The sequence below is a fragment of the Faecalibacterium sp. BCRC 81149 genome (genome assembly GCF_022750605.1).
GTDB classification, from domain to species: Bacteria; Bacillota; Clostridia; order Oscillospirales; family Ruminococcaceae; genus Faecalibacterium; species Faecalibacterium duncaniae.
In genome coordinates this window covers 1-14,166 of the sequence record NZ_QXJA01000003.1, presented here as the reverse complement: position 1 = coordinate 14,166, position 14,166 = coordinate 1, and the positions used below count along the sequence as shown (strand labels likewise).

The following is a 14,166-nucleotide window of genomic DNA, read 5'->3' as shown; positions in this document are numbered from 1 at the left end:
TTCACAGGGGCGGCTCCCCTCCCCGGTAGCCCCTCTCAAAGAGGGGCGGGGGCCTTTGCGCCCCCGCCCGCTCTTTGCGTATCCGCCCTTTTTTCTGGAAAGGAGAAATACTATGAAGATCCTGTATGCCGCTTCGGAAGCGACCCCCTTTGCCAAGTCCGGCGGTCTGGCCGACGTGGCAGGCTCCCTGCCCAAGGCTCTGGTCAAGGACGGCGTGGATGCCCGCGTCATCATGCCGCTGTACGGCGACCTGAAAATGCGCGACAAGCTGGAGTATGTCACCAACTACTCGGTGCCCGTGGGCTGGCGCAGCCAGTACTGCGGCCTGTTCAAGGCTGAGGTCAACGGCGTGACCTACTACTTCCTGGACAACGAGTATTACTTCAAGCGCCGCGGCCTGTACGGCTTCTACGATGACGGCGAGCGCTTTGCCTTCTTCTCCCGCGCTGTGCTGGAGACCCTGTTCTACATCGACTTCACCCCCGATATCATCAACTGCAACGACTGGCAGACAGCACTGGTTCCCGTTTACCTGAACCTGTACTACCGCCATCTGGATAAGTTCAACCGGATCAAGACCATCTTCACCATCCACAACATCGCATATCAGGGCAAGTACGGCACCGATATCCTGGAGGATACCTGCGGCATCGGCCGCCGTGACCAGCACATCGTGGAATACGATGGCTGCGCCAACTTTATGAAGGGTGCCTTTGAGACGGCGGATAAGATCACCACCGTCAGCCCCACCTACGCACAGGAGATCCTGGACCCCTGGTTCAGCTACGGTCTGGATGCCCTGCTGCGGGAAAAGCAGTATAAGCTCTGCGGTATTCTGAACGGCATCGATATGGAGGCCAATAACCCCGCCACCGACCCCAAGATCCCCTTCAACTACGATGTCACCAACTTTGAAGAGGGCAAGGCAAAGTGCAAGGAGGCCCTGCAGAACAAGTTTGGCCTGCACAAGGATGGCAGCCCCGTTTTTGCCATGGTCAGCCGCATGGTCGGCATGAAGGGCTTTGACCTGGTGCAGAGCGTTGCCGACGGTCTGGTGGACCGCGGCATCGAGCTGGTCATTCTGGGCAGCGGCGAGAACCAGTACGAGACCTTCTTCTCTGACCTGTGCGCCCGTCATCCGGGCCGCGTGGGCACCTACATCGGCTTTGAGCCCGCACTGTCTCAGGAGATCTACGCCGGTGCAGACGTGTTCATCATGCCTTCCAAGAGCGAGCCCTGCGGCCTGGCACAGATGGTGGCCTGCCGCTACGGCACGCCTCCCATCGTCCGCGAGACCGGCGGCCTGCGGGATTCCATCCATGACTGCACGCTGGGCGAGGGCAACGGCTTTACCTTTGCCGGTTACAGCGCCCATGAGCTGTACGATGCCTGCTGCCGTGCACAGGATCGCTACTACAACAAAGAGGACTGGCACAACCTCGTCAAGCACGACATGGAATGCGATTTCAGCTGGGACCTCTCCGCCAAGAGCTACGAGGGCCTGTATAACGAGACCGCAAACCTCTGGTAAATCATTCTCAAAAGTCTGCCTTTTGCCGCCCGGTTCGCAGGAGCCGGGCGGCTTTTTTGCGGACTTCTACACAAATTTTACAAGGATCATCCGCAAAAAGTAGCAAGGCACCTTTGCACTTCCGGCAGGACTGTGCTACAATGAAGAACATTGACAGCTCTTTCCTGTTTTTGAAGAAATGGCAGAGTAGATAAGGAGAACGATATGAACTGGAAACGTGTCATCAGCGGCGTGCTGGCAGCAGCGATGCTGTTCGCTCTGCCGGTGCAGCTTCCGGTGTCGGCAGAAGGCACGGAGGCGGTCGGGCAGGCCGATGGCTGGGAGGAACTGACCACTCTGGAACCTCTTGACGAATGCAACGCTTTCTTTTACAGCAAGGACGACCAGACGTTTGAGAAGATCACCCATCCGGAAAAGGATGTCAAAACCGCAGACGGCATCGTGGACTATCTGGGAGACAGCGCGGTGGCGGTGGTGACTGACCCGGAGGATGCCGCCTACAACGCCGGTGACCGGGGTCAGAACTACGCATGGTCGGCGGTCGGCTACGGCGACTGGCTGTATGTGGGCACCTGCTACGCCGCCATCGGCAACACCCTCTCCCTGATGAAGAGCAGTCTGGGCGACGAATACGACGACAAGGTGCTTGCCGCCACCTTCGATGCCCTTTACAACGGCACTTTCTTTCTGACCGAGGAGGATGGCGGCCGGCCCAAGGGCGTGCTGGTGAAGATCAACACCAGGACCGGCGAGACCAGGCTGTTGATGTCCGGCTCCTATAACGGTTACACACCCCTGTTCCGCAACGCATTGGAGTATAACGGCAAGCTGTACTTCTGCGGCAGTGTGGGTGGCGGCGGCATCGGCTTTCTGCCCAGCATTTGGCAGGTGGACCCGGCCACCGATGTGTGCAAGCCGGTGTATATCGGCCTGAACAGCGTGCAGGATTATGCCGCAGCCTACCAGCAGGGCATCTCCGTGGGCATCCGCGGGATGTGTGTCTACAAGGATCAGCTGGTCATCAGCAACGTGACCATGGATGCCGCCACCGGCAAGAGCAGCGCCGCCCTGCTGATCTCCTCCGACCCGGAAAAGGGCTTTACCCAGATCGCGGATTCCGACAGCCTGTTCCACTACCCCGCCTATCACTACGCCGACAGCATCTACGGCGGCAGTATCTGGGATATGGCTGAGTTCAACGGCCGCCTGTATGTTTCCATCTGCACCGGCACCGAGGACAATATGCCGGACGACAACACCATGCAGTCCTTTGCACTGGTGCGGGGCGACCAGAATGCGGACGGCACCTTCACATGGACACCCGTGGCGGGCGATCAGGAAAAGGACGGTGCCCGCTACACCTTCGGCATCGACCCGGAGCGCACCCGCTCCGGTGCGGCGAACCTGATCGTGTACAACGACCACCTCTATATTGGTGAGTACAACGATGAAGAGATCGCGCTGGAACGCATCCTCTTTGCCAAGACCGGCAAGAACGCCAACGGTCAGTTTGGCGGCGGACTGGACTGCCGATTCATCAACGCCAATCTGGAGCAGTCGGTGAACCTGTACCGCATGGACAGGGACGAGAACATGGAGCTTGTGGTGGGCAATGCCACCAGGATGTTTCCCTCCGGCAGCCTGTCCGGGCTGGGATCCGGCTTTGGGCGCAGCGAGAACCAGTACATCTGGCGGATGCAGGTGTACGATGGCAAGCTGTATGTGGGCACCTTTGACACCAGCAGCATGCTGGAGTGCATTGGTCAGTTCGTCAACGGCAACCTGCTGACGCGCACCCCCGCGCAGTGGAAGACCCAGTGGGAATACCTCAAGACCCTGATGAAGGCACTGCAGGCGACGGACCCCGACGGCAACGGGAACCCCGACACCCTGGCCCAGACCATCAAGTTTTCCTACAAATTCGTGTTCAAAAACATCACGATCGGCAACATCGCCAGTGCCATCCGGCTGCTCAACTACATGCGCAAGGCAAAGCAGGGCTTTGACCTGTATGTTTCGGAGGACGGCGTGAACTTCCAGACCATCACCGTGGACGGCTTTGGAGACCCCTATAACCATGGTCTGCGGGCCTTCGCCGCCACCGACCAGGGCCTGTGCCTTGGCACTGCCAATCCCTTCTACGGCACGCAGGTGTGGATCAGGCGCAAGGACAGCTGACCCCCGCACTTCCAGGATAACCGCCGCCCGGCTCTCAAATGAGCTGGGCGGTTTTTTGTGTTTTGCACAAGAAACCCATCATATTTTTGGTATTGATGCTGCCGGAGACGGACATACTCCACCGTGGACGTACAATTATGGCGTTAGTGTGAACGAACTATGAAGTTTTACCAAAAATCGGTGGAAAATTGATTGAAAAGTTCAGTGGATTGAATTATACTATCCATATGAGCTTCTTAACCGGAGCGAAACCATTGCGAAAGGGTGCGGCGGGCTGCTGTTTCGGGTCTGCGCACAAAGGGAGGGCGACACCGCATGAAGGGCTGGTACAAGGCGCTGGAAGATCTTGTCTGGCTGACTCAGCTGGGCCTGAATATGCTGCTGCCGCTGGTCATGTGCCTGGGCGGTGCCTGGTGGGCGGTGAACAGCTGGAGCTGGCCGGAATGGGTGTTCCTGCCGGCCATCCTGCTGGGCCTTGCCTCCGGGGCGCAGAACTTCTGGTATTTTGCCAAGGAACACCTGGACCGCACCAAAAAGGAAAAACCGAAGCGGGTGGGGTTCAACTCACATCAGTAAACATCACAGGAGGTTCCCCTTTATGAAACTACAGCCGGAATCCAAAAAGGAGCTGACGCGCATCGCCTGCGGCACGGCCATCTGTACCGCTGCCCTGTGGGTGGTGTTTGCAGCGCTGCACCTGGTTGGCTGGGTGAAATTTGATTACACTGTCGTTCTGGGCAGTCTCATCGGCGCAGCCGTGGCCATCGGCAACTTTGCGGGCATCTGCATCGTGTGTCAGAAGGTCATCGACGAGCAGGATGAGAAGCGGCGCAAAGCCACATTACAAGCTTCCTACAACGTCAGAATGCTTTTACAGGCGGTGTGGATCATCGTGTCCATCGGGGCACCCTGCTTCCAGCCCTTTGCCAGCGTTCTGCCCTTGCTGTTCCCCCGTGTCACGATCTACTACCTGCAAATAACCGGCAAGTACAAGCCCCTTGCACCGGCCGGGCCCTCGGTGGATGTCTCTGTGGAGGACGACCCCGAACCCGCCCCGGAGCCGGAGGCTGAACCCCGTGACGAAGGGGGTGAAACGTAACAAATGGAACTGAACGGCGCAAAGATCCTGTATACCATCCATACCGATATCCCCCTGCTGGGCGATCTCAAGATCACCCAGACCCTAGTCACTACCTGGATCGTCATGGCGCTGCTTTCGGGCCTGGCCATCTGGCTGGGCAGCAACCTCAAGCTGGAAAATGTCTCAAAGCGGCAGGCCGCAGCCGAGTTCATCGTGGAGCGGCTGGATCAGTTCGTGCACGACAACATGGGGTATCACTTTGACAAGTATATCCCCCTGATCGGCTCGATCTTCGCTCTGAGCATCGGCTGCAACCTCATCAGTGTCATTGGCCTGTGGAGCCCCACAGCCGACCTGAACACCGAGGCCGCGTGGGCCATTGTGGTGTTTGTGCTGATCATGTACTACAAGATCAAGACCAACGGCATCCTTTCCTATCTGAAGGGCCTGCTGGACCCGATCTTCATCATGGCACCCATCAATGTGCTGTCGGAGATCTCGACCCCCGTCAGCATGGCGTTCCGTCACTTTGGCAACATCCTGTCCGGTACTGTCATTTCCACACTGCTGTACTGGGCGCTGGCAAGCCTGAGCCATGTCATCTTCGGCTGGCTGCCCGGCTTCCTGAGCCAGATCCAGCTGTTCCAGATCGGCATCCCGGCCTTCACGGGCCTGTATTTCGACTGGTTCGGCGGCTGCATTCAGGCGTTCATCTTCTGTACCCTGACCGCAATTTTCATCAAACGTGCTGCCGGTGAGGACTAAGCCCTCACAACGGCATCTCCCAAAACAAAAACTTTTTTGGAGGACAAAACTTATGACTGACTTTCAGTACCTTGCTCGTGGTATCGCCCTGGCAGGCTGCGGCATCGGCGCAGGCTGCGCACTGATCGCAGGTATCGGCCCCGGTATCGGCGAAGGCAACGCTGCCGCCGCTGCCTGTGAGGCCGTGGGCCGCCAGCCTGAGTGCAAGAGCGACGTGACCAGCACCCTGATCCTGGGCGTTGCACTTTCCGAGACCACCGGTATTTACGGCTTTGTTACCGGCCTGCTGCTGATCTTCCTGGCACCCGGCATGTTTATGAAGTTCCTGGCATAAGCGGAACCTTTTACAAAAGAACGAAAGGAGACGCTTATGGAACTGTACCAGGCGTTGATCACGCTGGACGGCTGGACCTTTCTGGCCCAGATCTGCAACCTGATGATCCAGCTGCTCATCTTCAAAAAGTTCCTGCTGAATCCGGTCAAAAAGGTGATCGCCGAGCGCAAGGCAAAAGCCGACAGCGAGATCGCAGATGCGCAGAAGCTGCGCACCGAGGCTGAGGCCATGAAAGCGGAGTACGAGCAGAACCTGCAGAATGCCCGCGCCGAGGCCAACCAGATCGTTGCCCGTGCCCAGAAAACGGCCACCGCCCGCAGTGAAGAGATCGTGGGCGAGGCCCGTGCACAGGCCGCTGCCCTGAAGCAGAAGGCGGAGGCTGACATTGCGCAGGAGCGCAAGAAGGCCGTGAACGAGGCAAAGGACGAGATCGGCGGCATGGCCATGGAGATCGCCTCCAAGGTGGTCGAGCGTGAGATCAAGGAAGCCGACCACAAGGACCTGATCGACGAATTTATCAAAAACGTGGGTGAAGCATCATGACCGAGACAGCAAGGATGTACGGCGGAAGCCTGTATGACCTGGCAGCAGAGGAAGGGCTGGAGACCCGCATTCTGGGCGAGCTGGACGAGGCCGTGGCGCTTTTTAAGGCAAGCCCGGAGTATCTGCATCTGCTCAGCACCCCCAGCATCCCCAAAAAGGAGCGCTGCGGCCTGCTGGACGAAGCACTGCGGGATCGGGTCCACCTCTATGTGCTGAACTTTTTGAAGATCCTGTGCGAGAAGGGCACCCTGCGGGAGCTGCCCGGCTGCGCCCGGGCCTACCGGGTGCGCTACAATCAGGCACACGGTATTCTGGAAGCAGCGGCAACCACTGCAGTGGCAATGACGGAGCAGCAGGTGAAGAGCCTGCACGAAAAGCTGGAAAAGCTCACCGGCAAGACCATCGACCTGAAAACAAAGGTCGATCCGGCTGTGCTGGGCGGCATCCGGCTGGATATCGAGGGCACCGAGCTGGACGGAACGGTTCAGAACCGTCTGGCGGCGCTGCGCAGGGATATCGCGTCCGTGACACTGTGATCCATCGAATTTCCACCCGAAAGATTTTAAGAATTGAGTGGTGAATACAAGACAATGCAACTGAAACCTGAAGAGATCTCCAAGATCATCCGTGCCCAGATCAAGCACTACGAGAATGTCATCGAGCAGAGCGAAGTCGGCACGGTCATCATGGTAGGCGACGGCATCGCCCGGGCCAGCGGCCTGGAAAAGTGCATGGCAGGTGAGCTGCTTCAGTTTGACAACGGCGAATACGGTATGGCCCAGAACCTGGAGGAAAACACGGTCTCCATCGTTCTGCTGGGCTCCGATGTCGGCATCAAAGAAGGCAGCACCGTCAAGCGCACCGGCAAGGTCGTTTCCGTGCCCGTGGGCGAGGCAATGATCGGCCGCGTGGTCAATGCACTGGGCCAGCCCATTGACGGCGCAGGCCCCATTGAGACCACCGAGTTCCGGGCCATCGAGAGCCCGGCCCCCGGCATTATCGACCGCCAGCCGGTCAAGGAACCCCTGCAGACCGGCATCAAGGCCATCGACTCCATGATCCCCATCGGCCGCGGCCAGCGTGAGCTGATCATCGGCGACCGCCAGACCGGCAAGACCACCATTGCATCGGATACCATCATCAACCAGAAGGGCAAGGATGTCATCTGCATCTATGTCGCCATCGGTCAGAAGCGCTCCACCGTGGCAAACCTGGTGCAGAGCCTGACCGAGGCCGGTGCCATGAGCTACACCATCGTGGTGTCCGCCACGGCCTCCGAGCTGTCCCCCCTGCAGTATATCGCCCCCTATTCCGGCTGTGCCATGGGCGAATATTTCATGCACCAGGGCAAGCATGTCCTCATCATCTATGATGACCTTTCCAAGCACGCGGTGGCCTACCGTGCCCTCTCGCTGCTGATCCGCCGTCCCCCGGGACGTGAGGCTTACCCCGGCGATGTTTTCTACCTGCACTCCCGTCTGCTGGAGCGCGCGGCCAAGCTCTCCAATGAGCTGGGCGGCGGCAGCCTGACGGCTCTGCCCATCATCGAGACCCAGGCGGGTGACGTTTCGGCCTACATCCCCACCAACGTCATCTCCATTACCGATGGTCAGATCTTCCTGGAAACGGAGCTGTTCCACTCGGGTGTTATGCCCGCTGTCAACCCCGGCATCTCGGTGTCCCGTGTTGGCGGCAACGCCCAGATCAAGGCCATGAAGAAGGTGGCCGGCACCCTGAAGCTGATCTACTCCCAGTACCGCGAGCTGCAGTCCTTTGCCCAGTTCGGTTCCGATCTGGACGCGGACACCAAGGCCCGCCTGGCACAGGGCGAACGCATTGTGGAAGTGCTCAAGCAGAACCGCTCGGCCCCCGTGCCCGTGGAAAAGCAGGTGGCGATCCTGTATGCCACCATCCATGATCTTCTGGTCAAGGTCAGGGTGGCTGATGTGGCCGAATACGAAAAGGGCCTGTACGAATATCTCGAGAATGATGCCGCCGGTGCCGCTGTGATGGAGACCATCCGCACCACCGGCAATCTGGACAAGGACACCGAGGAAGCACTCAAGGGCGTTCTGTCCGCTTACACCGAGAGCTTCGTCAAGGCGCACTGAGGGAAGGAGGCGTAACGCATGGCAGGTTCCATGAAGGACATCAAGCTGCGCATCAAAAGCGTAGAGAGTACCATGCAGATCACCAAGGCCATGGAGCTGGTGGCTTCCTCCAAAATGCGCCGTGCCAAGGAGCGGGTGGAACACAGCCGCCCCTACTTTGAAACGCTGCACGACACGCTGACCGGCATTGCGGCTGCAGACCCCCGGGCCCGCAGCCCCTACCTGCGCCGGGCAGAGATCAAACGCACCCTGCTGGTCGTCATTGCAGGCGACCGCGGCCTGGCCGGTGGATACAACTCCAACGTGCTCAAGCAGGCGGAGACCCAGCAGGGCCCGGTCACGGTGCTGCCCATTGGCAAAAGAAGTCAGGAGTACTTTGCCCACCACGGGGCCGACCTGTTCACCGAAGAGGTGCTGCTGGCGGCGGATGTCTCGGTGGGTGAGTGCTTTGCCCTCTCCCGGAAGATCACCGAGGGCTACCTGAAGGGCGATTACGACGCAGTGAAACTCTGCTACACCCGGTTCGACTCGATGATGACCCAGACCGCTGTCACCATGGAGGTGCTGCCCCTGACCATTGAGCCCACCGAGGAGCAGAAGGCCGCTGCCCGCCGCAGTCAGATCCTGTACAAGCCCAGCAGCGAGGAAGTGTTCCGCGCCATCATCCCCGAGTATGTGGCCGGTATCGTTTATGGTGCCGTGTGCGAGAGCGTGGCCAGTGAGCTGGCCGCCCGCCGCACCGCCATGGATGCCGCCACCAAGAACGCGGGCGAGATGATCGACCATCTGAATCTGTATTACAACCGCGCCCGTCAGGCTGCCATCACGCAGGAGATCACCGAGATCGTGGCAGGCGCAGAAATCTAAAAAAGGAGTTGTAGCCTATGTCCGAAAAACACATCGGCAAGGTGATCCAGGTCATCGGCCCGGTGCTGGACATCCAGTTCAAGGATGGCGAGCTGCCGGACCTGCTCAACGCCATTGAGATCGACAACCACGGCCGGAAGCTGGTGGTGGAGGTCGCTCAGCTCACCGGCGACAATGTGGCCCGCTGCATTGCCATGAGCAGCACCGATGGCCTGGTGCGCGGCACGGATGCCGTGGACACCGGCGAGTCCATCCGGGTGCCTGTGGGTGACCAGTGCCTGGGCCGCGTGTTCAACCTGCTGGGTGAGCCGGTGGACAACAAGCCTGCCCCCACCCCGGAGGCCTACTGGCCCATCCACCGCCCTGCCCCCAGCTATGAGGAGCAGCAGTCCACCACAGAGATCCTGGAGACCGGCATCAAGGTCGTTGACCTGATCTGCCCCTACGCAAAGGGCGGCAAGATCGGTCTGTTCGGCGGTGCCGGTGTCGGCAAGACCGTCCTGATCCAGGAGCTGATCTATAACATTGCCACCGAGCACAACGGCTACTCGGTGTTCACCGGCGTTGGCGAACGCACCCGTGAGGGCAACGACCTGTACGGTGAAATGACCGAGAGCGGCGTTATCAACAAGACCGCTCTGGTCTACGGTCAGATGAACGAGCCTCCCGGAGCCCGTATGCGCGTGGCCCTGTCCGGCCTGACCATGGCGGAGTACTTCCGCGATGTCAAAAATCAGGACGTGCTGCTCTTCATCGACAACATCTTCCGTTTCACGCAGGCAGGCTCTGAGGTCTCGGCTCTGCTGGGCCGTATGCCCTCTGCCGTTGGTTACCAGCCCACCCTGGCCACTGAGATGGGCGCTCTGCAGGAGCGCATCACCTCCACCCGCAAGGGTTCCATCACCTCGGTGCAGGCTGTCTACGTTCCCGCCGACGACCTGACCGACCCGGCCCCTGCCACAACCTTCACCCATCTGGATGCCACCACGGTCCTGAGCCGTGACATTGCATCTCAGGGCATCTACCCCGCTGTGGACCCGCTGGATTCCACCAGCCGGATCCTCAGCCCCGAGGTCGTGGGTCAGGAGCACTACGAGATCGCCCGTGATGTTCAGAAGGTGCTGCAGCGCTACAAGGAGCTGCAGGATATCATTGCCATCATGGGTATGGACGAACTGAGCGAAGAGGACAAGCTGACCGTCAGCCGCGCCCGCAAGGTGCAGCGCTTCCTGAGCCAGAGCTTCCATGTTGCGGAACAGTTCACCGGTATGCCCGGTCAGTATGTGCCGCTGAAGGAGACCCTGCGCGGCTTCAGGATGATCCTGAACGGCGAGTGCGATGACCTGCCCGAGAGCGCCTTCCTGTTCGCGGGCACCATCGACGATGTGTTCGCCAAGGCGAAGAAAGGGTAAACCATGACGACCTTTCATCTGACGGTGGTCACGCCGGACGGCTGTGCCTTTGACGGTCAGGCGGAACGGGTGGTCTGCCGTGCCATCGACGGCGACCTTGCCATTCTGGCAAAGCATGGTGATTACTGCACCGCGCTGGGAATGGGCGAAGCCCATATCGTGGACGCGGACGGCCAGCGCCGCCGCGCCGCCTGCATGGGCGGGATGCTCACCGTGCTGAACGGGGATGTCCATCTGGTCGCTACCACCTGGGAGTGGGCCGAGGAGATCGACCAGGCCCGCGCTGAGGCCTCCAAGAAGCGCGCCGAAGAGATCCTGGCCCGGAAGGACCTGGATGAGCGTGAATATGAGCTGGCCCAGGCCCGCCTCAAGCGCGCCCTCGTCCGCACCTCTGTCCGCTGACCCCGGAGCGCTGGACAAATCAGCGCCGCTGTGGTATTCTGGTATCAGAAAAATCAAATCAACAAAGGCTCCTTTGGAGTGCTGCAAACAGGGACCCCCCTGAAACCGGGGTTACGTGCTTGCGGGCATTCTGAAGGAGCTTTTTGATGCAAAGGAGGATGTGCGTGAAGAAAAATCTGGATATGACAGAGGGAAAGCCAATCTCCCTGCTGTGGGCCTTTACCTTTCCTACATTGATGGGCAACCTGTTGAATCAGGTCTACTCCATCACCGACAGCATCGTGGTGGGGCGGTATCTCGGGCAGACTGCCCTTGCGGCGGTGGGCAGCACCATGCCGGTGATCCTGCTGCTGGCAGCCCTGATGATCGGCATCAATGTGGGCGTGGGGATCATCATCAGCCGGTACTTTGGCCAGAAGAACGAGGAACTGATGCGGAGGGCTTTTGTGAACAGCCTGTATCTGGGGCTGTTCCTGTCGGCAGGGATGATGGTTCTGGGCCTGAACTTCTCCGGCACCATCCTGCGGTGGATGGGAACCCCGGAGGGCCCCCTGCAGGAAGCCACCGCTTATCTGGAGATCAGTTTCATCACCATGATCTGCCCCCTGATGTATTATTTGTTTTCCAGTGCATTCCGGGGGCTGGGGGACAGCCAGACAGCGCTGTACTGCCTGATCGTCTCCGTTCTGAGCAATATTGGCCTGGATGTGTTGTTTGTGGCTGTGTTCCGCTGGGGAGTGGCCGGGTCTGCCTGGGCTACGGCACTGGCGCAGGCCCTGTCGGCAGTGGTGGCGGCGGTGCTGCTGTTCCGCAAATATCCCATGATGCGGATGCGGCGGCAGGACCTCCGGCTCCATGGAAAGCTGCTGCGGCAGATCACGGTGCTGGCCATTCCCATTGCGGTGCAGTCTGCCTTCAACAATCTGGGCAATCTGGTGGCGCAGAGCGCGGTCAATCTGTTTGGCGAGGCTACCATGGCGGCCTACACTGCCGCCAGCCGCATCGGAACGCTGGCCCTGATGCCGGTGGAGACCATCGGTTCCTCCCTCAGCGTCTATGCCTCCCAGAACCACGGAGCCGGCAAGCCGCAGCGCATCCGGCAAGGGGTACAGGCCTCCCTGCAGCTGTCTCTGGTGGTCAGCACCGTGCTGGGAGTGTTTCTGCTGCTCTGCGGCCGCCAGATGGCGGGGCTGTTCCTCGCAGAGCCGTCTGCGGAGATCCTGACTGTGGTGCAGCGGTTTCTGCTGATCACGGCGGTGCCGGGGATCCTGGCCGGTGTGATGCAGGTGTATCAGCAGGTGCTCCGCGGCATTGACAGGGCAAATCAGGCACTGATGGGCGGCGTGATGCAGCTCATTACAAAAATTGCAGTGGTGGCTGTGGGTGCATGGGGAATGCGGAATCTGGATGTGGTCTGGCTTGGCTGGCCCGCTTCCTTTGTGGCCGGAACCGTGATCCCGTACTTCTGCTTTCAGAAGATCGTGCGGGAAATAGAAACAGAATAAAACAGAAAGCACCCCCGGAAGGCAAATCGCTCTCCGGGGGCGCTGTGTATTGATAGATCAGCTGAGCCGCAGGCTGTCCAGCACAGCATTGACCACATCCAGCCCCACCTGACCGGGGGCGCTGGCCGTGCCGGGATTGGCAAAGGTCATGGCGGAGCCAAAGGCCTCGCCGCACAGGCGGCTCACGGCTCCCAGTGCGCCCATGCTCATGGTAATGACGGGCGTTTCGGGGTGGTGGTCGGTCATCTCGGCGGTGGCGGCCAGCAGCTCCAGCACATCGGCACGGCTCTGTGGCATCACGGCCAGCTTGGGCAGGTCAGCCCCTGCCTGCTGCATGGCCACCATCCGGGAGACCAGCTCGGCTTTGGGCGGGGTCTTGTGGAAGTCGTGACTGGAGCACACGACCTTGACCCCGGCGGTGTGCGCGTCCTGAACCAGTGCGGGAAGGTCTGTGCCTGCGGTGAAGAACTCAATATCAATGAGATCAGCGCAATCGGTATCCAGAACCGTGCGGAGAAAACGGAGATATCCCTCATGGCTGACCGGTATGCTGCCGCCCTCTTCCTTCGTGCGCAGGGTCACAAGCAGCAGCTTTTCCTTTAAGAGGACCCGCAGCTTCGCCAGGCAGTGCACCACTGCACCGGGGTCGGTGGCTGCATCAAACAGATCGACACGCCATTCCACACAATCGGCGCACAGTGTGGAAAACGCAGCGGCCTTTTCCAGGATCGCAGCCTCGGTGCGTTCTACAATGGGCAGAATGACTTTGGGGCGGCCTTCGCCGATACGGCAGTCACGGACAGGAACACAGGACATGGCGCTTCTCCTTTATATTAAAGTATAGCTATATCATACAGGATACGGGATGACTCCATGATACGTTCTGTCCGCCGCCTTGTCAAGAAAAGGCGGCTATTATAATAAGAGAAAAACAGGGGGATTTTTGCCCTGCGCAAAGAATTTGGAAAAAAGATGTCAGAAAGTGTTGACAAGAGCACCGGGGTGTGGTATTATACTTGAGCGCCAAGCGCTGAGACAAAAGAATGACTTCTGAAAGCTCGGCAGGAAGCCCTTGAAAAGAACCAATAGACGCTGAAAAGTTCCGGCTGATACCGAGAAACTTAAAGCACTCCAAGTTCGCAAAACTTCAGAAGCTTCTCAAAAATAAAGCTTGACAAAAAATCACTTCTGTGGTAAAATAATCAAGTCGTCAGCCGCTAAGGCTGAGGCGCACAGGACCTTGAAAATTGAACAATATCGAAAAACTTGTAACGGAACCTATTTTCGTGTTGGAAAAACACGTTAAACAATTCCAAACAAAGTAATTCACACAGGACGCAAGCGATTGCGTGCTGAGCGAAACGATTTAACACTTTTTAAGTGATAAATATCATTTATAAAGAGTTTGATCCTGGCTCAGGACGAACGCTGGCGGCG

The 14,166-nt window shown here is 59.0% G+C and carries 14 protein-coding genes; 13 read left to right on the top strand and 1 reads right to left on the bottom strand.

The window, feature by feature from the left end; all coding sequences use genetic code 11:
• Nucleotides 1-112 precede the first annotated feature (112 nt).
• From D3F01_RS05120 to D3F01_RS05060, 13 genes are all read left to right on the top strand, one after another.
• Nucleotides 113-1,531 carry a glycogen/starch synthase gene (locus D3F01_RS05120; RefSeq protein ID WP_242886445.1) on the top strand — a complete coding sequence of 473 codons (1,419 nt, stop codon included), beginning with the start codon at nucleotides 113-115 and terminating at the stop codon, nucleotides 1,529-1,531.
• 204 nt (nucleotides 1,532-1,735) lie between these two features.
• Nucleotides 1,736-3,709 carry a hypothetical protein gene (locus tag D3F01_RS05115; protein ID WP_242886442.1) on the top strand — a complete coding sequence of 658 codons (1,974 nt, stop codon included), beginning with the start codon at nucleotides 1,736-1,738 and terminating at the stop codon, nucleotides 3,707-3,709.
• A 315-nt stretch (nucleotides 3,710-4,024) separates the two neighbouring features.
• Nucleotides 4,025-4,285, top strand: coding sequence for an AtpZ/AtpI family protein (locus tag D3F01_RS05110; protein ID WP_117534565.1), 261 nt, complete (start codon nucleotides 4,025-4,027; stop codon nucleotides 4,283-4,285).
• 22 nt (nucleotides 4,286-4,307) lie between these two features.
• A complete protein-coding gene (locus tag D3F01_RS05105) occupies nucleotides 4,308-4,808 on the top strand; it encodes an ATP synthase subunit I (protein ID WP_186851009.1) in 501 nt (166 codons plus the stop codon).
• Between the two features lie 3 nt (nucleotides 4,809-4,811).
• Nucleotides 4,812-5,555: a F0F1 ATP synthase subunit A gene (locus D3F01_RS05100; protein WP_097769728.1), complete on the top strand. Its 744-nt coding sequence runs from the start codon at nucleotides 4,812-4,814 to the stop codon at nucleotides 5,553-5,555.
• A gap of 52 nt (nucleotides 5,556-5,607) precedes the next feature.
• Complete coding sequence (gene atpE, locus D3F01_RS05095; RefSeq protein WP_005930278.1) at nucleotides 5,608-5,889, top strand: ATP synthase F0 subunit C; 282 nt, start codon at nucleotides 5,608-5,610, stop codon at nucleotides 5,887-5,889.
• Nucleotides 5,890-5,925: 36 nt separating this feature from the next.
• Nucleotides 5,926-6,432 (top strand): F0F1 ATP synthase subunit B, encoded by a 507-nt coding sequence (atpF, locus tag D3F01_RS05090; protein WP_242886438.1) that lies wholly within the window; start codon nucleotides 5,926-5,928, stop codon nucleotides 6,430-6,432.
• Nucleotides 6,429-6,968 carry an ATP synthase F1 subunit delta gene (gene atpH, locus D3F01_RS05085; RefSeq protein WP_005930273.1) on the top strand — a complete coding sequence of 180 codons (540 nt, stop codon included), beginning with the start codon at nucleotides 6,429-6,431 and terminating at the stop codon, nucleotides 6,966-6,968. The genes atpF and atpH overlap by 4 nt, the downstream gene beginning before the upstream one ends.
• A gap of 54 nt (nucleotides 6,969-7,022) precedes the next feature.
• Nucleotides 7,023-8,543, top strand: a complete 1,521-nt coding sequence (atpA, locus tag D3F01_RS05080) for a F0F1 ATP synthase subunit alpha (protein WP_117476516.1) — start codon at nucleotides 7,023-7,025, stop codon at nucleotides 8,541-8,543.
• Nucleotides 8,544-8,561: 18 nt separating this feature from the next.
• Nucleotides 8,562-9,410, top strand: a complete 849-nt coding sequence (gene atpG / locus D3F01_RS05075; protein WP_097769726.1) for an ATP synthase F1 subunit gamma — start codon at nucleotides 8,562-8,564, stop codon at nucleotides 9,408-9,410.
• A 17-nt stretch (nucleotides 9,411-9,427) separates the two neighbouring features.
• Nucleotides 9,428-10,822 (top strand): F0F1 ATP synthase subunit beta, encoded by a 1,395-nt coding sequence (gene atpD, locus D3F01_RS05070; protein WP_097769725.1) that lies wholly within the window; start codon nucleotides 9,428-9,430, stop codon nucleotides 10,820-10,822.
• A gap of 3 nt (nucleotides 10,823-10,825) precedes the next feature.
• Entirely contained in the window at nucleotides 10,826-11,224 is a 399-nt protein-coding gene (gene atpC / locus D3F01_RS05065; RefSeq protein WP_117505706.1) for an ATP synthase F1 subunit epsilon, read from the top strand.
• A gap of 164 nt (nucleotides 11,225-11,388) precedes the next feature.
• Nucleotides 11,389-12,729: an MATE family efflux transporter gene (locus tag D3F01_RS05060; protein ID WP_242886435.1), complete on the top strand. Its 1,341-nt coding sequence runs from the start codon at nucleotides 11,389-11,391 to the stop codon at nucleotides 12,727-12,729.
• 57 nt (nucleotides 12,730-12,786) lie between these two features.
• Here the strand turns inward: D3F01_RS05060 and aroD are convergent, their stop codons facing one another.
• On the bottom strand, nucleotides 12,787-13,545 hold the full coding sequence (aroD, locus tag D3F01_RS05055; protein ID WP_242886432.1) for a type I 3-dehydroquinate dehydratase: 759 nt from the start codon (nucleotides 13,543-13,545) through the stop codon (nucleotides 12,787-12,789).
• Between the last annotated feature and the right edge of the window lie 621 nt (nucleotides 13,546-14,166).